General features: G+C 33.1%; 24 protein-coding genes. 7 read left to right on the top strand and 17 right to left on the bottom strand.

What is annotated here, in order from left to right; all coding sequences use genetic code 11:
* Positions 1-63: 63 nt before the first annotated feature.
* Together KO527_RS15755 and KO527_RS15760 are read right to left on the bottom strand one after the other, a co-directional pair.
* Positions 64-702, bottom strand: coding sequence for an ankyrin repeat domain-containing protein (locus KO527_RS15755; RefSeq protein ID WP_216041244.1), 639 nt, complete (start codon positions 700-702; stop codon positions 64-66).
* 545 nt (positions 703-1,247) lie between these two features.
* Complete coding sequence (locus tag KO527_RS15760) at positions 1,248-2,417, bottom strand: alpha/beta hydrolase-fold protein (RefSeq protein WP_216041245.1); 1,170 nt, start codon at positions 2,415-2,417, stop codon at positions 1,248-1,250.
* 227 nt (positions 2,418-2,644) lie between these two features.
* On the opposite strand from KO527_RS15760, the gene KO527_RS15765 reads away from it, so the two are divergent.
* Complete coding sequence (locus KO527_RS15765) at positions 2,645-4,798, top strand: winged helix-turn-helix domain-containing protein (RefSeq protein ID WP_216041246.1); 2,154 nt, start codon at positions 2,645-2,647, stop codon at positions 4,796-4,798.
* Between the two features lie 187 nt (positions 4,799-4,985).
* Here the strand turns inward: KO527_RS15765 and KO527_RS15770 are convergent, their stop codons facing one another.
* From KO527_RS15770 to KO527_RS15800, 7 genes are read right to left on the bottom strand one after another with little or no spacing between them, the layout of a single operon-like run.
* The gene (locus KO527_RS15770) at positions 4,986-5,903 is read right to left on the bottom strand and encodes an MBL fold metallo-hydrolase (protein ID WP_216041247.1); all 918 of its coding nucleotides are present in this window, start codon (positions 5,901-5,903) and stop codon (positions 4,986-4,988) included.
* Between the two features lie 44 nt (positions 5,904-5,947).
* Positions 5,948-6,319: a MerR family transcriptional regulator gene (locus KO527_RS15775; RefSeq protein ID WP_216041248.1), complete on the bottom strand. Its 372-nt coding sequence runs from the start codon at positions 6,317-6,319 to the stop codon at positions 5,948-5,950.
* Position 6,320: 1 nt separating this feature from the next.
* Positions 6,321-6,953 (bottom strand): LysE family translocator, encoded by a 633-nt coding sequence (locus KO527_RS15780; RefSeq protein WP_216041249.1) that lies wholly within the window; start codon positions 6,951-6,953, stop codon positions 6,321-6,323.
* Positions 6,954-6,990: 37 nt separating this feature from the next.
* On the bottom strand, positions 6,991-7,713 hold the full coding sequence (locus KO527_RS15785; protein WP_216041250.1) for an SIMPL domain-containing protein: 723 nt from the start codon (positions 7,711-7,713) through the stop codon (positions 6,991-6,993).
* A 33-nt stretch (positions 7,714-7,746) separates the two neighbouring features.
* Positions 7,747-8,238: a gamma-glutamylcyclotransferase family protein gene (locus KO527_RS15790; RefSeq protein WP_216041251.1), complete on the bottom strand. Its 492-nt coding sequence runs from the start codon at positions 8,236-8,238 to the stop codon at positions 7,747-7,749.
* Between the two features lie 35 nt (positions 8,239-8,273).
* Positions 8,274-8,636 (bottom strand): VOC family protein, encoded by a 363-nt coding sequence (locus KO527_RS15795; RefSeq protein ID WP_252733799.1) that lies wholly within the window; start codon positions 8,634-8,636, stop codon positions 8,274-8,276.
* A 2-nt stretch (positions 8,637-8,638) separates the two neighbouring features.
* A complete protein-coding gene (locus KO527_RS15800) occupies positions 8,639-9,058 on the bottom strand; it encodes a GNAT family N-acetyltransferase (RefSeq protein WP_216041252.1) in 420 nt (139 codons plus the stop codon).
* Positions 9,059-9,162: 104 nt separating this feature from the next.
* On the opposite strand from KO527_RS15800, the gene KO527_RS15805 reads away from it, so the two are divergent.
* Complete coding sequence (locus KO527_RS15805) at positions 9,163-9,468, top strand: hypothetical protein (protein WP_216041253.1); 306 nt, start codon at positions 9,163-9,165, stop codon at positions 9,466-9,468.
* Positions 9,469-9,989: 521 nt separating this feature from the next.
* On the opposite strand, the gene KO527_RS15810 is transcribed toward KO527_RS15805, so the two are convergent.
* The 5 genes from KO527_RS15810 to KO527_RS15830 are packed head-to-tail and all read right to left on the bottom strand — an operon-like array spanning position 9,990 to position 15,389.
* Entirely contained in the window at positions 9,990-11,420 is a 1,431-nt protein-coding gene (locus KO527_RS15810) for a hypothetical protein (RefSeq protein WP_216041254.1), read from the bottom strand.
* On the bottom strand, positions 11,404-11,820 hold the full coding sequence (locus KO527_RS15815; protein ID WP_216041255.1) for a hypothetical protein: 417 nt from the start codon (positions 11,818-11,820) through the stop codon (positions 11,404-11,406). Before KO527_RS15815 ends, KO527_RS15810 begins: the two co-directional genes overlap by 17 nt.
* Complete coding sequence (locus tag KO527_RS15820) at positions 11,807-13,408, bottom strand: ATP-binding protein (RefSeq protein WP_216041256.1); 1,602 nt, start codon at positions 13,406-13,408, stop codon at positions 11,807-11,809. The genes KO527_RS15815 and KO527_RS15820 overlap by 14 nt, the downstream gene beginning before the upstream one ends.
* A 39-nt stretch (positions 13,409-13,447) precedes the next feature.
* Entirely contained in the window at positions 13,448-14,722 is a 1,275-nt protein-coding gene (locus KO527_RS15825; protein WP_216041257.1) for a HAMP domain-containing sensor histidine kinase, read from the bottom strand.
* On the bottom strand, positions 14,712-15,389 hold the full coding sequence (locus tag KO527_RS15830) for a response regulator transcription factor (protein WP_216041258.1): 678 nt from the start codon (positions 15,387-15,389) through the stop codon (positions 14,712-14,714). The genes KO527_RS15825 and KO527_RS15830 overlap by 11 nt, the downstream gene beginning before the upstream one ends.
* Before the next feature lie 150 nt (positions 15,390-15,539).
* Between KO527_RS15830 and KO527_RS15835 the strand changes: the two genes are divergently transcribed.
* A complete protein-coding gene (locus KO527_RS15835; protein ID WP_216041259.1) occupies positions 15,540-17,267 on the top strand; it encodes an amidohydrolase in 1,728 nt (575 codons plus the stop codon).
* Between the two features lie 98 nt (positions 17,268-17,365).
* Here the strand turns inward: KO527_RS15835 and KO527_RS15840 are convergent, their stop codons facing one another.
* A complete protein-coding gene (locus tag KO527_RS15840) occupies positions 17,366-18,547 on the bottom strand; it encodes a multidrug effflux MFS transporter (protein ID WP_216041260.1) in 1,182 nt (393 codons plus the stop codon).
* 97 nt (positions 18,548-18,644) lie between these two features.
* On the opposite strand from KO527_RS15840, the gene KO527_RS15845 reads away from it, so the two are divergent.
* Positions 18,645-19,583 (top strand): LysR family transcriptional regulator, encoded by a 939-nt coding sequence (locus KO527_RS15845; RefSeq protein ID WP_216041261.1) that lies wholly within the window; start codon positions 18,645-18,647, stop codon positions 19,581-19,583.
* 4 nt (positions 19,584-19,587) lie between these two features.
* On the opposite strand, the gene KO527_RS26000 is transcribed toward KO527_RS15845, so the two are convergent.
* Complete coding sequence (locus KO527_RS26000; protein WP_252733800.1) at positions 19,588-19,890, bottom strand: hypothetical protein; 303 nt, start codon at positions 19,888-19,890, stop codon at positions 19,588-19,590.
* 98 nt (positions 19,891-19,988) lie between these two features.
* A complete protein-coding gene (locus KO527_RS15855) occupies positions 19,989-20,456 on the bottom strand; it encodes a GNAT family N-acetyltransferase (protein ID WP_216041262.1) in 468 nt (155 codons plus the stop codon).
* A 335-nt stretch (positions 20,457-20,791) separates the two neighbouring features.
* Here KO527_RS15855 and KO527_RS15860 point away from each other — a divergent pair, with 335 nt between their 5' ends.
* The 3 genes from KO527_RS15860 to KO527_RS15870 all read left to right on the top strand — a co-directional run bounded on the left by KO527_RS15860 (position 20,792) and on the right by KO527_RS15870 (position 23,991).
* Positions 20,792-22,363, top strand: a complete 1,572-nt coding sequence (locus KO527_RS15860; protein WP_216041263.1) for a BCCT family transporter — start codon at positions 20,792-20,794, stop codon at positions 22,361-22,363.
* A 146-nt stretch (positions 22,364-22,509) separates the two neighbouring features.
* Entirely contained in the window at positions 22,510-22,941 is a 432-nt protein-coding gene (locus tag KO527_RS15865) for a GNAT family N-acetyltransferase (RefSeq protein ID WP_216041264.1), read from the top strand.
* A 687-nt stretch (positions 22,942-23,628) separates the two neighbouring features.
* The gene (locus KO527_RS15870; protein ID WP_216041265.1) at positions 23,629-23,991 is read left to right on the top strand and encodes a CBS domain-containing protein; all 363 of its coding nucleotides are present in this window, start codon (positions 23,629-23,631) and stop codon (positions 23,989-23,991) included.
* The last annotated feature ends 1 nt before the right edge of the window (position 23,992 follow it).

The following is a 23,992-nucleotide window of genomic DNA, read 5'->3' on the forward strand; positions in this document are numbered from 1 at the left end:
ACAGATTTGTTTTAAATAAAAAAGGCCGCATGAGCGACCTAAATTGATGAATATAATAAATAACTATGCTTTTGCGCCGTTATTTTCTAAATATTGTTTAATCTTCATATTTCTAGCACCATTAAGTGGGCTGCGATATTCTGTGCCATCTCGTAATTGTACCTGCACACCTAAATTAACATCGGCGCCACTTTCTACTAAAAATTTGACCATTTCAAAATGCCCTGCGCGTGATGCCGTGATCAAAGCCGTTTCATCATTGACAACAATCGCATCTAGATCTGCACCATGCTCTAAAAGTAATTGAGCTATTTCAATATTATTTTTCATCGCAGCATTAATTAAAGCATTCGCATCGATATCTGTAGCTTGATTAACATCAGCTCCTAAATCAATTAATGTTTGTACAAGCTCAATTTTATTACGCTGAACCGCAATAATTAATGCGGTGCCATCACCTTCAAGGTTCTCATTTATACCCACACCATTTTCTAATAAAGTTTTAACTTTATTTAAATCATTATGTCTGATTGCTCGGATCATCAACTCACTATTTGGATTGCTTAAATGAGATTTTTGGTGGTCTCCTGAGACTACAATAGCCGTATTATTATCATGGGCGATACTGATTGTCGCAGTAGAAATAGCAATACAGCTAATAGCGATACTTAATAGTTTTGATTTGTTGTTTATTTTTAGCATTTCATTGTTCCTTTATGAATTTTATATAGTTGTTCAGTTGTAAATTCATATAAGGTATATCAAGCATCATGCCAAAACATAACTGATTGAAAAATATATATAATATATAATAAATATTTGATTTTCATCTCCACCGGACGGACACCGAACAGTCCGCGGACAAATCAGCTGAACTTATTGCAAATAATTATCATTTAGATGTTGACTTGGGTATGATTCTAATTGATAATCATTATCAACGAAACGCAGTACCTAACCTCAGACCACAAGGACGATATTTTGGCAGGACGCCATGCTTTATTTAGATACAGAAAGAACCCTGTAAACGTTAAGCAGTACGTTAAACTGTAAGATCATTGATAGCTTGGAAACAATCGCCCCTTGCTACTAGGCTATCAATGCTCACCCCTTATTACTTGCTACATTGCTCATATCGGTGACGGTTGATATGGATTCTCAAAAAAGCCCTTTAGGGCTTTTTTTTTGCCTGTAAAATTGATATTAAACAATGTAATAGGCGGTTTTTAACTTAAGCAGAAATAAGGTTATAACTTATTATTGTTAATTAAAGCCAATAAGTGGGCTTTATGATGTTTAAATGAGTTGCTCTCAACATTTTCCTGCACACTCTTATTAATCGCGAGATTTGTCATTTTTAGCGCCTTTTCAAATTGACCATCGGCTTCTAAAGCATAGGCTAATCGAGAATAACCATCAGCGATATTAGGATAGTTTTTGACATTGAACTCAAAGAAAGTAATCGCCTTAATAATCTCTTTTCTATATAGCGCATTTTTCCCTGCTTGAGTAATAGTCGAGTAACTAGGCTTTATTTGATAACCATATTTTGTAGATTGTTTCTTATAAAAATTTTCAATTGCAGGTAATCCCTGGGCAATTATCTCTTGTGGGCATTGCAATGTGTTATATAAATATCTGAATGCGAGTGTTTGCCCTATCAGCGCAGAAGTACCATGATTTTCTCGTTCGTCAATTTCTGAATGATAGTTAAAACCTTTAATAGTCTGTTTTTTTAGTAACTTAGTATATTTCTCAAAAGCGCTCAGCATATTACCACCTTCATCAGCCAAATTTAGATATAAATAGTTATTAAGCTCAGTTGTATTAGCTAAAAAGCTTTCAGCTTGCTTAAAAATTACTTGGTCATGCCACCATAAACTTGGGCTGAACGCAAAATGTGCTTGAAATAATTGTGGTCTTGATTGCAGTGCATACACAGTTAATAAGCCGCTTAAAGAATGACCTGATAATATTTTAAAATTATTTGTACGATAGCTTTTATCCACATAAGGAATAAGTTCTTGCTCCATAAAATCTAAAAACTTATCTGCACCACCTGACATTCCCCAGCGATTATAATTTTCATCATAAGTTGGCGTAAAATCTCTGGTACGGTGCGTATTTTTAATGGCGATAATAATCATTTCTTGCGCCATGTAAGATTGGTTTAATAAATCTAATGAACCGATAGCATGATTGAAATTTCTCTGACCGTCTAATAGGTAAAGTACGGGATAGTTTGTATGTGTATTTTTGTGATAATTGTTAGGTAAGTGAACCAGTAGTTCTCGTTGCTCTGCTAATATTTTTGAAGGCAATCCATCAACGAATGATTCCCCTCGCACCTTGGCATTAGTCACCCCTATATTGAGAAAAAATGTAACAATGAAAACAGTAATTATGTGTTTAAACATAAGATATCCTTTAATTTAACTTGGTTAGTGTTTTAAAGCTACAGTTATGTTTTTGAATAGAAAAGTAATGAAATTTTAAGGAAAAAAAGTGAAAAACAAGTGAATTCACCATATTATTATCAAAATAGACATTTATTTAATCCACTGTTTTATATCTGTTTTACTGCATGATAGACTTATTTACTTTTAAGGGCACTAATATTTAACTTTTTGGACAACGATACAGTATGATTCAATTTGGTGGGTTCATCCTTGATAGGAAACAAACAAGATTATTATATCAAGATAAAGAGTTAGCGATTGATCCAAAACTATTTGAGCTACTGATGATATTTGTAAGTCAGCCTAATACCATCATTTCTCGGGACTATATTTTAGAACACCTATGGTCAGGCTCTATCGTTACAGATAATGCAATTAATAAATTAATCGCAAACTTGCGTAAAGTGTTAGGAGATGATCCTAAGCAACCTCAATATATTCAAACCGTACCAAAACGCGGTTATCGATTAATATGTGAAGTAACTTTAGTTGAAACTTCTAATACACGTCCACAAATAGCGCAACAGAATACCAGCATAAAAAAGGTTAGATTAAGTACATTTAGTATTGTAACAATAGCTGTAATATTAATGCTTTCAAGTGTACTTCTTTGGCAAGTTGTTAGCTCTACTGAACAGCCAAATTATAAGGCTGACACAATAGAATTAACACGTTCAAAAGGGGCTGAAAAATCTGCGAGAATGCATCCAGATAAAAAGCATCTTTATTACTTGAAGATGAACTCAGAAAATATCGCAAATCAACTTTGGGTAAAAAACATTCACAGTTCAAAGGTACATCAAGTCGATATAGGTAAAGCAACTATTAGTAGTATAGTTGCAGTGACAAAAGACTCGAACGATGAAACCACCTACTTGTTTTATTTTGATAAAACCCAAGATACTTGTGGTGTATATAAAGCAAGGCTTACTGCAAACAGTCAAATAGAGCAATCAAGCCAAGCTAATTTAGTCATGAACTGGAAACAAAACGATAAATTGTTTGATTGTGGTAACAAACGAATAAAAGATATTGATTACCATGAAACGCGGCAGGAGATCTACTACGCTGCTCAACCGCAAGATTTATGGCCTAATCAAATTTATTTATTTGACCTCAAAACTGAAAATCATCGCTTTGTTACGCAAGATGAGCCTAAAGGTTGGGGGCATCACGGTATTGATATTTCACCAGATGGTAATAAGTTACTCATAATGAGTACAGATAGTAATTACAAAACCCAATTATTAGCTTTAGATCTGGCTAGTAACAAGATAACTAAAGGCTTTAAATTTAATCACCCTGTCATTGAGGCCATTTGGCACCATGACTCCGAGCAAGTTCTTTATTATGCAGCACCTCCTCTACATAAAATAATTAAAAGTGATCTCTATGGCAAAAATGCCACAACTGTTGTGAGCGTATCTGAGTATTTATCATCACAGATGTCATTATTTCCGGATGGTCGTAACCTACTATTTAGCACTGAGCAAAAAAACTTTAGTAATCGCTGGTTAATTGCTCCAGAGTCAATGCGTAATATTGATAACTCAAGTGTTTATGATGTTAACCCTGCTTTATTTCATAATAGCTCAAATTATTTATTTGTTTCCAAACGTAGTGGTCGAAGGCAATTGTATTTAGGCCGCCAGAATACTCATCATGCACAGATAGTTACTAATTTTTCAGAACTACTTCCACTGAACTATTTATCCCTGTCAGCTGATGACCAAAGTATTTTAATAAATATAGAAGACAAGGTTTATCATATTTCGATAAGCGATTTAAATACATTCGATCCAGCAAAGGAAGTTAAAAAAGAACAACTTATTTTCACAAGTGAACACCCAATAATCTCACTCGATTGGCTTACAACAAATAGCGCTGCAATTACTATCGTTAAAAATGGCACACCAGAATTAAAACTGATTAATTTGGCTAATAATAGAGAGGTAAAACTTGAAGGGAAATGGGCATATGGGATAAGAGATAGCAAACACCTGGTATATAGCTATTTAATTGAACAACATACTAACGCTTTATACCGAATCAATACATTTAAAATATCTGATGAGATAGATATAAATCAGCATAACCTAACTCATACTCAACTTACGCTACCCAAAGGTTTTTTTCACGTCAAGGTTGACTCAAACACTTTGTATTATGGCAGCGGCGAAAATGATGGCGATTATTTAAATGCAATTCCATTAAATGGCAATAATGAAAGTAATAAATATCTTATAAATGACTTTAATAGTTATGATGTTTATAACGGTAAGATAATGCTAAGTGATATAGAAAGTATTGAAGGTGACGTGCACCGCTCTTTGTATTGAAATAAAACTAATGATCAGCTTAATAAAGCCCAAGTATTAAATTTAAAAAATACAATTAATCATATTTATAATCGATGAACAGCAGAAGTTGTTCATCGATTTTGACTAATGCTAAATAAGATTGACACATTTGCAGGACTAAATTGGAGAAACTTTATGAAATAAACAGCTTAACAGACGCATCAGTTTATTTCCATGCGCTTAAATCATGAGCAGGGATAATTTTAAGATCTGGATTTTTATCTTTTAAGGCTTTGAGTTTTAGTATTGTATTATCAGTGGTATTCTCATTATGATCTAGCAATAATGATGCGGCCCATGACTTACGTTTTAAATTATCTAAAGCAGATAAGTTCCAAACGACATCTCCAATAAAAAACCGCCTGATACCGAATTTATCATTAACAAATAAACCAACACTTCCTGGAGAATGGCCTGATAACTCAACAATAACAGCAGAACCATCGTTAAAAATATCAAAACTGCGATCAAAGCCAGCATAAGCACCATCATTTAATTGGTAGCTATGCCACATTATACTTTTAGAGTTTACTTGAGATGGAAACACACTTGGGGGTTTTGCTGTTTTTAAATAGTCAAACTCTTGTGATGAAATCCAAACATTTGCTTGAGGAAAATCAACTAAACCACTGGCATGATCCCAATGACTGTGACTTAGAAATATTCTATTTGGCAAAGGCAGATTTGGATTATTTTTGATTAGATCAACAGCTGGTGTAGACTTTTTATATGTCATAAATGGCTTTGACCAAAAAGGCATATCTAAATGAAATTGTTTATCTATTTGTTTGCCTAACCCAGTATCAAATAAAAAGCTGCTACTACCATGTTTCACTAAAACAGCGCCATGAACCATTTCGAAAGGTTTAAATAATGAACCTTGCGCCATTGAAAATGCTTCAGGAACAGTAATGTAACCTGTTTTTAAAAGGTGAACATCAACTTTAGAAGACGATGCTGGAATACGGGGCAGTTTAAATCCTTCAATGGCATTATTGGAAATATTGCCAGATATATTAAAAATATATACACCAAAAAAAACAATAAACACCAGAACACATAAAATAACTTTTAAAATTTTCATTTATACTCCTTTAACTAAATGTTGAAAAGAGTATAAACCTTGCCCTATACGGGAGAGTCAAGCATACAAGGTGAGCTTTTTAATTCAACAGCTAAGTTTTCTAACATTTTAGCCTTTAGTTTTAGATTTTGTATTTCACCATCAATTTGTTGTTGTTTATTATTTATTGCTGTTAGCATTACTTGCACAGGTAATCCTCGCTCAATATTCTCGCCTTGTATAAAATATTTTATTTCTGATAATTTAAAACCTAAGACTTGGGCTTGTTTGATCTGCTTTACGGTTTCGACATAAGTATCATCATAGTGTCTATATTTACCTTGCCTTTTAGATTCAGGCAGTAAACCAATACTTTCATAATATCTAATCGTTTTAACTGTCACCCCTGCTTGGGTTGCGAATTCACTAATAAACATATTATTTACTTGTTGCTAAACGAGTTGCTAAGCCCAAAAAGATAAAACCTAATAAGCCATCAATATGACGACCAAGTTTGAACTTATTGCCAATTAACCTAGCAAATTGACTAAAAGAAAGTGCAAAAATCGTATTTGAAATTAATCCTACTAAGCTAAGTAATGCACCTAGAATAATAATCTGCACCGATAAAGCTGCACTGCCAGTTGTAAATTGGGGTAAAAATAAACTAAAAAATAATAACGCTTTTGGGTTTAAGAGATTGTTTAAAAAGCCTTTATTGATAAGCTGTAAGTTTGAAGCTTGATGAACCCTGTTTGTTGTACTGTCTTTATAATTATTTTGATACCAAGCACGTAGCATATTGATACCTAAATACGCCAAATACAAAGCGCCCACTATTTTAATAATAAAGGCAAATATAGGCATAGCTTGCATTAACTGTCCTAAGCCAAAAGCTACCAGTAAAGTTTGTAAAATACCTGAAAAAAATATTCCAAGGGCGATCAGCAAGCCAGCTTTAAACCTTTTGGTGGATGAATATGAAGATATCAGAATTAAATCAGGACCAGGCGATATTACTAAAAAGAAAACCGCAGTGAAAAATAATGGTAAAACCGATATATCAATCATTTAAAGCCCTGATGTTTAGTCTAAAAAACAGTGTAGACTACTTTACTTCTAAATCAAAAACAACACTAATAGAGGCAGAAAATTTAATGTTTTCCTGTAAGTAGCGCCCAGGTTTTGGTGCAGCCCCTTTCATTGCACTCATTTGTACCATTTCAGCATCTTGATTTGCACCATAGCGATATACGCTATTATTTGAGTTTGCATTAATGCTATAAATTCGGCCTAAATCGGCATCAAAAGCGTTTGCTAAAGAGCGCCCTTTTTCTTTCGCATTTTTTACAGCTAATGCATTCACTTCATCTTTAAATACTGCTTCTTTAGACGATTTTAATTCGATATTTCTCACTGAGTTTATTTTTACACTGAGCGCAAAATCAATAAACGTATTAAGTTTTTTAATATCATTTAAAGTCACTTTTAAAGTACGTTTGGCAACATAACCTGTAATTTTTGGATTTTCATTATTGCGATATGAATATCTAGGCTCAGTGGAAATACTCGAAGCAGATACATTGCTCTCGTCTACTTTAAATTTACTTAAACCATCAAGTAAATTATTAACGCGAGAGTCTACCTCTGTTTTAGCCGCTAAACTTGTTTTATTATTACTTTCTACATGTAAATGGATCACAGCAATATCTGGTTTAGCACTGAGTTCTGCGTTCCCAGTCACTGAAATATGACGATTATTTGGTAATTGCGTATTTGCTAAACTTGTAAAAGACATTGCGACTAGTGCAATCGAAGTTATTAATTTCATAGGGTTTCCTATTATTTTATAATAAAAAGTCATTTAATTATGTATTGCCTGCTGCAATGCATCTCTGTTCTTATCTAAATCATCTAAGCTTTCAACTGATTTAATTCTATCAATATATTCTTTTGGTAAACTTGATTCGATGGCACCTATTAAAACGTGATTTTTATACCAGGAGTAAGGCATTAGATGAACATCAATCTGTGTGGCACTATATAAAAAAGCCTGAACTTTTTCATTGTGATCATTGAGCAATGTTACTTGCTTTTCATCATATCCAACACCTAGACCTTCAGCTTTATCCAAATAAATTTTGTCTGCTTCATCAATTTCAAATAAAGCACCCAATACATAATCAGATTTGTTTGCAGTATAAAACGCATCACATTTCCCTGAATTATCTTGTCCTGCTTTATGAAACCTTAAGCTGTGAGCCAATAACTTAAAGCTACCACAGCGTTTCGCGCTTGGTGTTCTTTGTTTTAATCGGGCTAAAGACATATTAGAACCATATGTAAAATACTTCACTGGATATGAACCTTCCCTTAACTAAACCTTTAATATTAAACTTTTAATTCAAAAATCTCATGCACGATACCTGATGGATCTTTAAATGCCGCATAGCGACCCCATTGATTTTCATTTGGCGTTTGATGCACAAATTCAACATCTTGCTTTTTTAAGTAGATAATTTTTTCATCTAGGTTATTCACAGTTAACACTAATGTCGAGTTTGACTCATATCCATGTCGATAGCCTACGGCAGTGTTATCACCTTCAAAAATAGCAACCTCATGCTCACCAATTTTTAACTGGACACAGTTGTCATGCACAGAAACTAATTCTAAACCTAATATGTCTATATAGAATTTTTTGGAAACTTTAAGATCATGTACGACAAGTAAAGTCGATACAGCTGAAATCATAATTAATTATTTCCAAGGCTTAATTTTTTCATATAAGTAGCAGGATTATCGATAGAATTAAAGCCATATTTTTCATATAGGCCTTGTGCATCACTGGTTCTTAATAGCCAATTTACATTTTGTAATGCATGATGACTAAATATTTCATCAAGTAGTAACTTGCTTATTCCTTGTTTTTTAAATTCGTCAAAAACAAATACATCTAATAAATAAGCAAAGGAGACAGTATCTGTCACAACACGGGCAAAAGCGACTTGTTCATTTTTATAAAACACACCAAAACAGAGTGAATTTTCAATACTTGCTTCAACTTGTTCTAAAGTTCTGCCTTTAGCCCAATACGATACATTTGAGAGATAGTCATGAATTTTAGCTAAGTTTAATCGTTTTTTATCCGTAGAAATTTGATATTTATGACGCATTACTTCCCTTTATTTACTATTTTGAGTCTTTTGATAAATATTCAATCGAAAATAAGCTGTATAATAGCGATTACAAATAGATTAGTAAGAACTAAATAATACAAATGAAACTATCAAAAATATGTCGTAAATTAAATGAAAAATTACTTAAAACATTAGAGATATTGACTGAACAAGCTGATAAAGAATTAGAAGGCTTTACACAATTAACGCATACGGTGCAGTTTGACCTATTCCCAAGTAGTGTTTTAGTTATATGTCATTTTGAGGATGAAGAAAAATTAAAACAAGCGATTAAATCAGGAGCTGAAAAAAACTTTCAAAAACAGCTTCATAAACAATTAAATAAACGCGGTATCACACTAAAAGATGCGCGTGAAAATTTAAAGTTTGAACTTAAAGAAATTTAAAACTAACTTTAAATAATGACTCTACGATTCTAAGTATTCATCAAACAAGATGTCAGAGTGGTAATAATACCAATTCCAATAAATATTTGATCAATCTAAATGGTTAAAATATACAATAGCTGCATGGATGCAGGTACTTAGGTTTAGTCTGGAAATATAAACCTATACTATTGAAAATTATCCTAATTTATAATAGGACACTAACTTAATAGGATTGGTATCACTAGTTTAAAATCTTTTCTGGGGTAATGTTCTTTGCTCAGCATCAGCTGATTTTTCATGATCATAATTTGTTTTCGCCCACTCTTGCTATGATTAAGTTCAGAGAGAAAAGTGCCAATTTCAAACTTAGCTTCTCCTTTGATATAAGTGAAAATCAAATGCATCACCTAGAATAGCCCTTTTTTTACTTGAAATTCAATAATAATATTCCAGTTTTCAAGCATTGTATGACCGCCAGAACCTGGCAAAGGAGTTTTTATTTTACTGTCTACGATACTATGGCGTTCAAGTAAAACAGACTAAAAATTCAAACGAACACCGGCTTTGAACAGAAATTTATCGCTTTGAATCCCTTCATATTGATCTGAATCTCGTTTTGTTTTTTCTGCCACAAGAAAGATATCAAACCTGTCATTAAGACTATATATAAGCTTAGATTTAATCGCGCTACTTTTGTCTTGCTGATCACCAGAATATGTAAAATCATCTGTATAATCTAAGGTTAGACTTAACATTGTGAGCGATAGTTTCAAATCTGGAGTAAAAGAGTAAATGATAGAACTAGAGTATTTTATGCCTGTATGGTCAGAGTTACTATATTGATCATAGTAATCAAAATCTGGATATTGTGTTTGCTCATTGATATCTAAGTAATCGAACTTAGCTAATAGAAATAGATCATTATTTAAAAATAATTTAGACCAAGCTAAAGACAGGTTACGTGTATTACTTTTAACCTCATCAAAAATATAGGCATAAATGTCCCTTTCGATAAAAGACTCTTCATAAATTCTATCCATCCAATTAAAGCCAATTTGCCATTTTCCTAATGCGTTATAATAAGCCAAACTAGCCTCTAAACCATAAGATTGTACTTGAGTTTGGCTATCTCTTTGTAGCAATCTGTAATGCGCTAAATAGCTCATTTCAATTTCTTTATTTAGCTTCCAATTAATTTCAGAATCTAACTTTATTTGAAATTTACTATAAGTTTGTAAGTCTACGTTGTTTGTTTTCTTAAAATTTAAAGCGTTATTCCAAGTAATGTTCTTATCTGAATTAAAAGCATATTTGTGATGTAAATTTAAACGTAATTCGTTAAATTGACTGCCTTTTTTAACATTAGTTGTTTCGTATTGGCCATCATTTTTAAATAATTGATTTCCGTCCATATCATAAACATACCCATCATTGGCAATTATCAATAAAGTGCCATCACTTAACTCAACATAATAGCTATCATAATAAGGGTCATCTTCTAAAAAATAATCACCGAAACTAAAGCGTACATTATCATCATAACCCAAACCTATTTCAGCACTACCTTTAAAAGTGCTGTTGTTATCTTTTTTATTAACCTGAGCAGCTAATTTTTGATTAAGCTCCGTCAAAGCTTGAATTTTTAAATTTAAGATATTTTTACGTACATTTTCAGGCAGGTTTGTTACAGAGAGTACTTTATCAAATTGAGCAATCGATAAGTCGTGTTCATTTAAATGCATATATACAGTTGCAAGCTCAACCCTTGCTCTGTGTAGGTTTGCATTTAATTGTAAAAGAGATTCAAAAGCATCTTTTGCTTCAAGCCAATTATTACTTTTAGATTGTGTCATACCTAAAGTAAACAGCTTATCAACTTCAGTTTGCTCATTACTCAGCACTTGAGGTGTTAAAAAAATTAATAAAACATAACATGTTAACTGATTAATAAACTTAAAATTCAGATTCATGACTAAGCTCCTGTTTTAATTCAGCTTCCATGGCTTTTAATTCGGCCATCATTTGCTTAATATTTTTAGGTTTCTTCATTTTATCTACCGCTTTATTATTATTTTTTTTAACCAGTACGCCATTGGTCTTATCTAATAGGTTACTCTTATCTAATTGATTAAGTTTACTTTCAATATCTCCTTGTATACCTACTCCATATTTAGGTTTAGCTAAGGTTGGGCTATTCCAATCACTCCATTGGTCTACGCTATCCTTTTTATTTTTAGAAATTTGAACTTTAGCTTTATTTTTAACGCCTTCTTTTTGTGATTGCGCATTAACAAATGTACAAAAAAGTAGAAGAAAAACGATAAGATTTATTCTCATCAGTTTAAAAGTAAAAGCTTTAATTATAGGCATGATTTTCACCTTCAATTAGTGCTTTAAATTTTGTAGGAAATAATAATGTAAAACGTGCGCCCCCTAACTCATTATTACAGGCTGTAATACTCGCATTGTGCTGCATTGCAACTTGCTTTACGATTGCCAAACCTAAGCCATAGCCACCATATTCACTATTCCTACTGCTTTCTTCCCTATAAAAAGGACTAAATAATTTTGGAATCGTTTTATCATCTAAACCATTACCGTCATCATCAATTTGTAGTTTTAAATACGCATTTTTGATAGTGAGTGAAATGCTCAAATTAGTGTTTGCATATCTTGCACCATTACTCACTAAATTATCTAATAGTCGGTTTATTAAAGGCTCATTTGCTTCAAATGTGAATTTTTTGGGAAGCTTTGATATTACTGTAATCGTTAATTTTGGATACAGTAATTTATAACTTTGTAATTGTTCTGTGACTAACTCAATAATGTCGATTGGGTATAAATCGACACGAGATTGCAATGTAAGCTTTTCATAGGTCAGAAGCTCATCAATTAAAGTACCTAATTGGTCTAAGTCTTTATTACAGCCTAAAACAACGGGGTGATTTTCATCTAAATCTTGTAATAACATCTCTAAACGAAATTGCATTTTAGCAATAGGTGTTCTCAGATCATGCGAAACAGCTCTTATCATATAAGCTTTTTCATCTAATAAACTCTTGATCCGCTCAGCCATATTATGAACTTTTAGTGATAAAACAGCTATCGCACTGCTGTCTGCCGTTTGCTCTACTTCTAATGTATTGTTAGGGCTAATTGCATCCACTTTATCTTGTAATTTATATAACTGCCCCGTTAAATGTTTAATAATAAAAAATACACTTAGCGCAATTAAAATTAAAGCAAAAATAAAAAATGAGACAACAATATAAACTGGATAAGGTTCAAAGAAATCAATTGAGCCTAGAAATAACACATCTGATGTACTTCCCCAAGGAGCATATACATTGATAGATAAACCTCGGCCGTACTGTTTATCCCATTCAATGATAGTTTCACCCCGATCTAAACGTTCAATTTGTCTACTGTCTAAAGATAAATCTTGACGGGAACTGCGATAGACGGGATAAGAAAACATTTGAGTGATATTATCAAAGGCTTCTTGACGTTCACTTACATCAAAACGACCTATCTCATTTAACAACAAGAAAGCGGTTGCAGTCGCAATTTGTTCTGTAAAACTTTCAAATCTAAATTCTAAAATGTTATTTTCAAAATTAAGTTGTTGCTGAATAACAAATAGATCAGATTTTAACTTCTCTTTAAATATAAATGATTGGTTATTTTTAAGATTTTGGGGAATTGTTTTTAAGTTTTTTATCGACAGATCAGCATTCAATAATGACGCTGATAATGTTAACCACCTTTGTTGGTTGTCACCTTCCTGTCTGTCTACGCCTGCTTTTAATAAATAAGCAGTACCAGACATCACCTCTTGAAGATGTGTTTGGTATCTATGTTGGTTAAGGTAATTAAAAGCGGAATAAGAAAGCAATAAAACAACAAAAATACTTAATAGTATAACGCTATAAATTTCCCAAAATAGGCGGTTCAAAAATGAAATCTCACAAGTGTTAGATAAATTAAATAATATTTAAATTATAGTTTGATTTTTAAACTGAATTTTAACACTAAAAATAAAATTTGTTGTATCCGTTTGTATCATCCAATTATTATCAGTACATATTTTCTTAACTATATATAAACCAATGCCAAATCCAAACGATTCATTGGTATGTGTATGTAAATCATTGTCAAATTGGTTTGATATAATTAAAACATAACCATCTAATTTTATGTGAATTTTGCCAGTTGTTGTGTATTGATGAGCATTTCTAATTAGATTGCTCATCACAATTGAAACATGTGTTTTATGGCCCTGAAAACTTTTAATATTATTATGTGTTACTTCAACTATGCTGCTATTAACTTGTGATTCTTTTATTTCGTAGGCAAGTAAATCGCCTAAAGATATCTGGGTTATTTTTTCTGAAGTTGGTTGATTACGCCATAATTGTAATAAAGTTTCAGTTAATCTTTTCATATTATCATTAGCATGGCTTAATTTTATCAGCGCTTTTTTATCTTTATCTGATAACGCATTTCTTTTCTCTAATAACGCACATGCTGCAGAAATAATAGAAATTGGCGTTCTTAATTCATGACTCAAAGAGCTTAAAAAGGCTTGCTCTCTTTTTAATACAGCTTGTTTCTTTGTATTTAATTGCTGCTGTTGTTGATAGCTAAGAGATACTACTGAAGCGATTTGTATTAGCTCATCAAACTTAAGGGATTTTGGTAATGAAGCTGAATTTATATTGTCAATATTTAAGAATCTAACCCACTTTTTTAAACTACTCACTTGTAATGAAACTTGCCTATTGGTTTGCAATACAAAATACATTACAACTAACAAAGCGATTGAAAATAAGATACTTAACTGTATATGCAATTTTTTTTCACTATATGAGTGTGCGCTCTTATCAAAAAGGTGAACAACAACAAAAGTTTCCGGCAAGTTTGCTGCGTTATAGGGCAATATATAAATAAAATGAGAATCGGTTTCTAACAACATCATTATATTTTCGTCCAATGATCTTTTATCTAAAAATTCTTTATAAAGTTTCGGTAATTTATCTATTCCCCAGTAATATTCTTTTATGCCTTTATCGAACTCTAAAATATCATCTTCTTTTTGATAATATTCGCTTAGTACTTGCGCTTCATATTGCATGTAATATGAAGTGGTATCATCCATTGCATTGAGATTTATAAAACCAACAACAAACACATAAATAATAGATAAACTAATGAATAAAAATGTAAATCTTTGAGTCAAAAATCGATGTAGAGATTTTTTATGTGCCATTAGCATTTGTCCTCAGTACAATACCTGTACCACGAATGGTATGAATTAAAGATTGTTCTTGCGGTAAATCAATCAAAGTTCTGACTCTAAAGACTAAAGTTTTAAGCATGTCTTTACTTGGTATTTGATCTGGCCATATGGCATTTTCTAATGTAATGCGATCCACTACATTTGGGCTATGGTTTATCAATGCTTTTAATAATGACCACTGAGTGCGTGTTAATAATACCTCTTTATTGCTTCTATAGATTTTACATTGTTGAATATTTACATGTAAGGTATCAAGTTCAAAGATTGTTGATTTTGGCTTGTTTCGTTGTGCAAGCACTTTTATCCGTGCACTTAGTTCAGGTAGTTCAAAGGGTTTTGTTAAATAATCTTCAGCACCTAAAGAAAAACCAGTCAATTTGTCATCAAGGGCGTCTCGTGCTGTTAAAAATATTACAGGTGTATGATCGCCCTTACTTTTGAGTTTATCGCATAAAGTAAACCCATCCATTTTTGGCATGTTTACATCTAAAACAATTACATCATAAACATTTGAACTTAAGAGATTTAGAGCCATTTCACCATTATCTGCATAATCACATTCAATATCATCTAATTCTAAAAATTCTATGGTTAGCTCAGCTAAGTCTCTCTCATCTTCCACAAAAAGTACTAACATAATTTAGGTAACTATCCTTTTAACCGACGGTATTATCATAGCATCTCATATTGGCGAAACACTATATCATAGCCCATAAATCTACTGTTACCTTGTGGTTACCTAAAGCTGTTTATAATGACTTAAATTTAAAGAGTTGGAGAAGCATTAATGAAAAATTTTATAACATTAAAAGTCAAAATGATCATTTGGATTACATTGTCTACTTTGATAGCAGCAGGTTGCTCTAGTTCAGAGAGTAAAAAGGAAGATAATAATATGGGAATAGTAGCAACAAAAATATTTAGAAATGCAGCGATCTACACTGTCAACGAACAGCACGAGTGGGCACAAGCAATTGCCATTAAAGATAATGAAATTATTTTTGTTGGTTCTGATAAAGAAGTTGAAAACTATATTGGACCAGAAACAATTATCACAGATCTTAAAGGCAAAATGATGATGCCAGGTTTTCACGATGTGCATATTCACCCTATAGAATCTGGCTCACAAAACACTCAGTTTAGCCTAGATACAGATGAGCTAAATGCTGAAAATTTTATAGATACGATAGCGCAAGCTTCATATCAAAATCCGAATTCTAAATGGTTAATTGGTTATGGGCATTCAATTTTCGCATTATTTGAATCTTCAATATCACCACTTGAGATCATTAATGAAGCTGTGCCTGATAGACCTGTCATTATCATGGAACAGACATCACATTCCATGTGGGTTAACTCTGCGGCACTTGAACTTGCAAATATTGATAGCAATACGCCAAATCCAATTGGCGGCATTATTGTAAAAGATGAAATCACAGGTGAGCCAAATGGCGTCTTAATTGATAATGCTGGTAATCTACTGATGGACTTAGCTATGACACCGACAGCTCAAAGTATGCAAGCTGACTATAACGGATTAGTACAATATACATTACCTGAACTTGCAAAAAATGGCATCACCTCTATTAGCGATGCCCGTAGCTTTTGGAAAAGAGATGATCATTTAACATGGCAAAAAGTACAAAAGAATAATGAATTAACAGCAAGAGTTGCAGTTGGGTTATGGGCTTACCCGGAACTTGATGATAATACCCAATTAGAAAGCTTAATATCGCTGTACTCAAACCAAGCGGATAGCTTTTTGAGGTTTAACCAAATTAAGCTCTATTCTGATGGTATTTTGATAAATACAACTGCAGCAATGTTTGACGAGTATGAAATCAAGCTACTTGATACTAAAACGAATAATGGCGTTAATTATTTTACACAATCTAGGGTAGAGAAATATATTAAGGCATTAGAGCCTAAAGGTTTTGATTTTCATATTCATGCCATTGGCGATCGCGGTATTCATGAGAGCTTAAATGCGATAGAGAATGCAGCATCTTCACAAGGCCGACACAGAATCACGCATGTAGAAATAGTAGACCCAGCAGACTATACACGCTTTGCACTATTAAATGTGACTGCCGATGCACAAGTGGCTGGAGAGTTTACAAATCCAGAACATTGGCATGAAAATGAAGAACTAATAGGCGTAGTAAGATCTGACAATGCAGTACCCATCAAATCATTAAATGATGCAGGGGCACGTATAACTTTGAGTAGTGATTGGAGTGTGAGTCCATTTAATCCATTTTTAGGGTTACAAAATGCAGTCACCCGTTATCCTCAAGCATTAACTTTAAAGCAGGCAATAAAGGCATACACAATAAATGGTGCGTATGTCATGCGTCAAGAAAATACCGTTGGCACAATAGAAGTTGGTAAACTTGCTGATTTAGTTATTTTAGATAGAAACATTTTTGATATTGACCCAAATACAATAAATCAAACTAAAGTTGTCATGACTGTACTTGATGGTGAAGTTATATATCAAGATCAAAGAAAATAACCAGATCTGTTGCTAAGCTAATAAATCAAAAATTGTAATAAATCAGATAGCGTCTAAAAATAAAATATTAGACGCTATTGAAAGGAACTGCTTTAAATTTAAAGCGCATCTTGAGACAAAATACTTTTTATTTTGGGTAATTTCCAGCAGATATAAATAGGGATAAACACCGACACAATCAAAGCAAATTGTTCAGGAATACTCATAGGTAGTAGCTGCAATAAAAATACTAATAAGGATGCACCACTCATTTGAATAAACCCCAATAACGCTGATGCCATACCCGCATTATTACCAAAAGGTGATAATGCCTGCCCTGAACTTACCCCCATAAGTAATGAAATACCAATAGAACTTACCATTACAGGTAACATAAAGCCTGCAGGATGGCTCCATGATGTTAAAATTAGCATTAAAACACCAGAAAATAATACTGTGATCATGCCTGCTCCGGTGGTATTTATTACGCCAAATTTAATTAATACTTTTGGCGCAAGTATATAGGCTACAATATTTAAAGCTGCGTTTAAACTAAACCAAAAAACAAACGTCTTTTGACTTTGCTGCAGATGGATCATTATCCAAGCAGGGGAGCTAGTTACAAATGCCAGTATAATTGTCATCGTTAGCATAATAATCAAAGTATTAAATATAAATATTGGGTTTGCCATAATGGGTTTATAGTGTTTAATTGATATTAACTTTTTATGTTTAACGGTATCGATTGGACGTGTTTCCGGCAAAGCTAAAAATACAGCCAGTCCAGCAAATAAGGCATAAAAGCCCATAGCATAAAAATTACTTCGCCAGCCTAATTGCTCAGTTAATATATTACCCAACAAAGGTGCCAATGCTGGTACGCAACAAATTATACTACTAAGGTAGCTATACATTACGCCACTTTTGATAGGATCGTATCTGTCACGAACACTTGCAAATGCAGAAACCACAATGGCACAAGCACCAAAACCATGTGTTATTCTAAAAAATAGAAATGCTTCAATGCTGTTTACGCTCGATAATACGAATGACGAGACCCCGTAGATAACTACACCACATATTGCGATCGGGCGCCTACCATATCGATCTGATAATGGGCCACTTATTAATTGCCCAAAACCAAGGCATAAAATAAAAACAGAAATACTCAACTGCATTTGAGTAATATCAACTGACAATTCTTGCGCCATTATCGGTAATGCAGGTAAATAAATATCTATGGCTAAAGGGCTAAAAACAACCATCAACATAAGCAAGACCAAGGTGCTATTGTGTTTCATTTGAGTCTCCTTGAATAAGAAACCTAGTATATGAAAATATCATTATGAGCAGAAATGAATTATAATAAAAACCATTATTCCATATTGGAATTCAGCCTTGAGTAAACTAGATTTAAATTTATTAAGAGTATTGCAAATATTACTAGAAGAATTAAATGTAACCCTTGCCGCTGAACGCATGCATTTAAGTCAGTCAGCTGTCAGTAAACATTTGGCTAGGTTAAGAGACATGTTTAATGATCAACTTTTTGAACGCACTGCTCAAGGTTTAAAAGCAACACCTCGCGCACTTGAATTAGCACCTCAGCTACATCTAATCATTCAACAATTAGAACAATTAACCCGCCCTACTGCATTTGAGCCAAAAAAGAGTAAACGACAATTTACTATTCATTTATTAGATACTGCTTACTCTTTAACTTTTCCATTTTTTATGCCTGAACTTTTAAATAAAGCACCCAACCTTCGTTTAAAAACAAAAACTTGGAACCCTAATAGTTTAGATGAATTACTAAAATGTGAAATAGATATTGGCATCGCCTGTAGAGAGTGGGATAAACGTTCTCCCATTCATATTGACGATATTCCAAGTGAATTAAACCATGTTGAGTTAATTAAAGAGCATTCCGTGTGTTTGGTGAGAGAGCACCATCCGGCATTAAAAACGAAGTGGGATCTGAAAACCTTTCTACATTATCGTCATATCCAAGTTTCTTTTGGCGGTATGGAACAATGGTTATTAGATGATGTATTGAACTTACAACAATTAACTCGAGATATTGCCATTGATATGCCGGATTTTCATAGTGCTATGAGCTTATGTGAGCAAAGTGATTTAATTTTATGTGCACCAGCTAGGTATGCAGAAAAATTAGCATCTAGTTTTAAGATACGTGTACTTGATATCCCTGTAAATATTGAACCCGGCGCCTATGTTTTACTGTGGAATAAACACTTTGAACAAGATCCCGGACATCAATGGTTACGTGAGCTGATTATAAATAATGTAAATGAACAAAGTGTATTAGGCATCTAAAATTCTAATCATGTGTCTGATTGTATCCTTGCTCTGCGGCTTTCATATACCAGGTAAATGCTGTATCAAAATCTTTATTGACACCTTTGCCTTTGCTATACATGTAGCCTAAATAGCTTTGAGCTGGAACACTGTTATGTTTGGCTGCAACTTTGAAAAGTGACATTGCTTTTGTGTAGTTGCCATTTTTATATTCGACTTTTCCTTTGGCAAACTCATCGTTAGCTACCACGGAGAAAGATAAAAACATAATTAAACAGCTTTGTATTAACATTAATATGATGAAACGTCTCTGAAAATGATACATATCTTATCCTTTATTATAATATCACCCACAGGATTACACTTGTAATACTAAGTGTAAATTACGAGTGTAATATTAAATTTTAAGAATAAGAAATATACTTAAAGAGCTTTAACCATGTGCAAGGTTTCAGGTTCAAAACCCAAGTTATTATAAAAACCTTTTGCTTTTTCATTATTAGCGAATACTTCTAAATGCAATAAACGATACCCTTGCTGTTTAGACCATTTTTCAGCTGCCTGTATTAACAATTTACCCACGCCCATTCCTTGAGTTTTTGCAGAAACTGCAAGTAAAGGCACTGTACCGCAAGCTTCATTTGATATGCTATCTTGGTGCTCACAAGCATGAACAAAACCTAATGACACACCATTTTTCTCAGCAATCAATGTAATATTATTAACTGATGTTTGCTTTAACATTTGAGCTATATAGTCATCTTGCATTTTTGAAACAGTATTATCATCATGCCATTTTAGATTTGCGACTTGTGCCAAGTCTGGTGATAGCGTAAAAATGAAGTTATGATCTGTTTGTTTTGCATTTCTGATATTGATTTTATCTGTCATTCTAAATATTACTTCACCGATTTATCATTCATTTATCAGATAATACCGTTTATTTTTCAAAACACACAACCTATGGATATAAATTTTGCATATTATAAATGTTTGAGTTGATTATGAAATATATAAACATGAAATTATGTGCTACTTCGACTTAATTAGGCTGTTATGCTAAGATTCACTAACAAATCTTTGCTTACTCACTTCAATTCTGTGGGTAACACGACTCTTTTCTCGGTTTTACTCAGCTTGCCAACAATGGACTGTGACTAAGTTAGCAGCATTGAGAATAGTTAAAGCCAAGCTTTAACTGACACAAAAACACGGCTAATAAATTTATGAAAAATAATACAGATATTTATAGTATTGATAGTACAGACTATAAAATAGGGCAAGATAATGTTCAAAAATGGGGCTTTGATGTTCATAACCCTGTTTTTGGCGTCAGTACCGCTTTAATATTCATGTTTCTTCTCGCTATTTTGGTGAGTGAACCAGAAACAGCAAAAACAGCTTTAGATGGTATAAAGTGGAAAATCATTGGGACGTTTGATGCTTTATTCATGTGGTCAGGAAATATCTTTGTATTATTTTGCTTAGCACTCATTTTTTCACCGTATGGTAAAATTCGCATTGGTGGCACTGATGCTAAAACAGATCATTCACGCCTTTCATGGTTTGCAATGTTATTTGCAGCAGGTATGGGCATTGGATTAATGTTTTGGGGCGTAGCTGAACCCGTTGCTTATTTAACCTCATGGTATAAAACACCATTAGGTGTTGAACCTAATACTGCAGAGGCTGCACGCTTGGCTTTAGGTGCGACCATGTATCATTGGGGTCTTCATCCTTGGGCAATATATTGTGTTGTCGCTTTATCTTTGGCGTTTTTCACCTATAACAAAGGATTACCGCTGTCTATTCGTTCTATTTTTTACCCTTTATTAGGCGAAAGAACTTGGGGCTGGCCTGGACATGTTGTCGATATACTCGCCGTTTTAGCAACTTTATTTGGTTTGGCGACCTCCTTAGGTCTAGGCGCACAGCAAGCCACCAGCGGCATTAATCATGTATTTGGTACTGAAGGTGGCATTGGCATGCAAATATCTGTGATTATTGGTGTGACTGCATTAGCAGTTTTCTCTGTTGCCAGAGGATTAGAAAGTGGTGTAAAGCAACTCAGTAAAATTAACATGGTACTGGCTTTTGCTTTACTGGTATTTGTAATTTTCACCGGATTTTCAGTCTCGATTGGTACAATTCCAACAACTTTATTTGCTTATGTTGAGAATATTATTCCTTTAAGTAACCCTCATGGACGTAATGATGAAGCATGGTTTCAGGGTTGGACTGTGTTTTATTGGGCTTGGTGGGTATCGTGGTCTCCGTTTGTTGGTATGTTTATCGCCCGAATATCTAAAGGGCGAACTATTCGTGAATTTATTCTTGCAGTATTAATCATTCCAACACTTGTAACAATTGTATGGATGTCGGTATATGGTGGATTAGCGATTGATCAAGTTATGAATAAGGTAGGTACTTTAGGCACTGACGGTTTATCGGAAGTGCCTTTAGCTATGTTTCAGATGTTCGATTCACTCCCTATGAGTTCATTACTTTCGCTTATCGCTATCGTATTAGTCATAGTGTTTTTCATTACTTCATCTGATTCAGGCTCTTTGGTAATTGATAGCATTACTGCTGGTGGCAAGATAGATGCTCCGGCACCTCAAAGAATCTTCTGGGCTATCATTGAAGGTGTGATTGCAGCGGCTTTATTATGGGTCGGAGGTACGCAAGCAATAGAAGCGCTTCAAGCTGGTGCGATATCAACAGGCTTGCCCTTTACCATACTCTTATTATTAATGTGTATTTGTCTATTAAAAGGTTTAAAAACTGAACCGAGATAATCTTTGTTCATGCTCTGGTTAGTAAGTTATTTTCTGCCAGAGCAGAATTCATGGTGAAATATTTTCTACTGTATTTATTCAATCTTGATTGATAATATATCCATTCGCGGCTGCTCATCAATTCAATACTAATAAAAGAGAATATTATGATTGTTGAAAATGTGCTTCCTGAGCATTATGCTGAAATGCTAATTGTCTGGGAAAACTCAGTCCGAGCAACACATGACTTTATCACTGAAAAAGATATCGCGTTTTTTAAACCAATTATCATGGAACAAGCTTTCCCTGCAGTTACATTAAAATGTGTTAAAGATAAATTAGGTTCAATCATTGGTTTTGTGGGTGTCCATGAAATGAAAGTTGAAATGTTATTTATTTTAAACAAAATAAGAGGAAGTGGCGTTGGTAAGTTATTATTGCAATACGCAATTGATAATTTAAATGCAAATAGTGTTGATGTAAACGAACAAAATCCATTAGCTGTTGGGTTTTACCAACATATGGGTTTTAAAGTGATATCTCGCTCACCCATTGATGATATGGGGAAACCTTTCCCTATTTTACATATGAAGTTATAAGTCTCGGTTTTCCATAATCCGAATTTGTTAGAAGAAGTGCCAAAAGCCAATAACCTAGGCACTTCCGTTTCCTTGCTTATAACAAGATTTGATCCTTAAATTTTATAATACTTCCCTAACAATTAATTTAAATTTCAGTAAAATTAATTTATTTCCTATTAAATTCAACACGTTAAATCATTTTGTTATTTGTATTTAAGGGCACAATAATGTAATTTAATACTACCAACCATTTATGAGGGTGTTAATTTATGAAATATGTTTTATTACTTGGGTTATTAATCACTTCTTATTCCGCTTCTGCAACACTATAAAAATGCAATATCAATAATGTGCTCATATTTAGCCAATTTCCATGTTCAAATATACAAGAGGAACAAAACGTAAAACCTGTTAATACAACTAATATAAAATCAAAGTTAGCAGTAAATAAAACGAGTCATGTGTCTAAAATTGAACATATGCTTTTCGATAATGTAAAAAAATTAAAAAATCAAAATTAGTTTTACAATTCATTATTAGACTATGAATTAACTTTGATTTCTAGCTTTAACCTTCCTGATCTTATGTAATCACCCTGTATATTAATACTTAATTCTAAGGATACAATTATGACTAGCGTAATCTCAATCATGGCAGATGACCTTTTCACTCTTGGTAAAGAAAATACCTTAAGATGTCGGTATTATGATGGTCCAAAATCGCATTAGCCATATTCCAATTGTGGATGATAATAATGCCCTTTTAGGGATCATAAGCCAACGTGATGTACTTGCTGCTGAAGAATCTAGCTTAATAATAACCGATACATTTAAAAGATTTGATTACGAACAAAGTGTTAAAATTATTGCGTTTTATCGCAGTGAAATCATGACGAACAATTCAAAATCATCAGTTCATCAAGCGGCATTAACAATTCAAAAATATAAAATTGGCTGTTTACCGATATTAGCTAACGGTAAGCTTGTTGGCATAGTTACAGCAAGTGACTTTGTAAACGTCTCAATTAATTTAATAGAAGAATTGGACGCTCAAGAACCAGAGCAATGAC

The sequence above is a fragment of the Pseudoalteromonas sp. C2R02 genome, from assembly GCF_018860845.1.
Taxonomy (GTDB): domain Bacteria; phylum Pseudomonadota; class Gammaproteobacteria; order Enterobacterales; family Alteromonadaceae; genus Pseudoalteromonas.

Coding starts and splice junctions, on each gene's coding strand:
- KO527_RS15755 (WP_216041244.1), bottom strand. CDS start 702: ATGCTAAAAATAAACAACAAATCAAAACTATTAAGTATCGCTATTAGC.
- KO527_RS15760 (WP_216041245.1), bottom strand. CDS start 2,417: ATGTTTAAACACATAATTACTGTTTTCATTGTTACATTTTTTCTCAAT.
- KO527_RS15765 (WP_216041246.1), top strand. CDS start 2,645: ATGATTCAATTTGGTGGGTTCATCCTTGATAGGAAACAAACAAGATTA.
- KO527_RS15770 (WP_216041247.1), bottom strand. CDS start 5,903: ATGAAAATTTTAAAAGTTATTTTATGTGTTCTGGTGTTTATTGTTTTT.
- KO527_RS15775 (WP_216041248.1), bottom strand. CDS start 6,319: ATGTTTATTAGTGAATTCGCAACCCAAGCAGGGGTGACAGTTAAAACG.
- KO527_RS15780 (WP_216041249.1), bottom strand. CDS start 6,953: ATGATTGATATATCGGTTTTACCATTATTTTTCACTGCGGTTTTCTTT.
- KO527_RS15785 (WP_216041250.1), bottom strand. CDS start 7,713: ATGAAATTAATAACTTCGATTGCACTAGTCGCAATGTCTTTTACAAGT.
- KO527_RS15795 (WP_252733799.1), bottom strand. CDS start 8,636: ATGATTTCAGCTGTATCGACTTTACTTGTCGTACATGATCTTAAAGTT.
- KO527_RS15800 (WP_216041252.1), bottom strand. CDS start 9,058: ATGCGTCATAAATATCAAATTTCTACGGATAAAAAACGATTAAACTTA.
- KO527_RS15805 (WP_216041253.1), top strand. CDS start 9,163: ATGAAACTATCAAAAATATGTCGTAAATTAAATGAAAAATTACTTAAA.
- KO527_RS15810 (WP_216041254.1), bottom strand. CDS start 11,420: ATGAATCTGAATTTTAAGTTTATTAATCAGTTAACATGTTATGTTTTA.
- KO527_RS15815 (WP_216041255.1), bottom strand. CDS start 11,820: ATGCCTATAATTAAAGCTTTTACTTTTAAACTGATGAGAATAAATCTT.
- KO527_RS15825 (WP_216041257.1), bottom strand. CDS start 14,722: ATGGCACATAAAAAATCTCTACATCGATTTTTGACTCAAAGATTTACA.
- KO527_RS15830 (WP_216041258.1), bottom strand. CDS start 15,389: ATGTTAGTACTTTTTGTGGAAGATGAGAGAGACTTAGCTGAGCTAACC.
- KO527_RS15835 (WP_216041259.1), top strand. CDS start 15,540: ATGAAAAATTTTATAACATTAAAAGTCAAAATGATCATTTGGATTACA.
- KO527_RS15840 (WP_216041260.1), bottom strand. CDS start 18,547: ATGAAACACAATAGCACCTTGGTCTTGCTTATGTTGATGGTTGTTTTT.
- KO527_RS26000 (WP_252733800.1), bottom strand. CDS start 19,890: ATGTATCATTTTCAGAGACGTTTCATCATATTAATGTTAATACAAAGC.
- KO527_RS15855 (WP_216041262.1), bottom strand. CDS start 20,456: ATGACAGATAAAATCAATATCAGAAATGCAAAACAAACAGATCATAAC.
- KO527_RS15860 (WP_216041263.1), top strand. CDS start 20,792: ATGAAAAATAATACAGATATTTATAGTATTGATAGTACAGACTATAAA.
- KO527_RS15865 (WP_216041264.1), top strand. CDS start 22,510: ATGATTGTTGAAAATGTGCTTCCTGAGCATTATGCTGAAATGCTAATT.
- KO527_RS15870 (WP_216041265.1), top strand. CDS start 23,629: ATGATGGTCCAAAATCGCATTAGCCATATTCCAATTGTGGATGATAAT.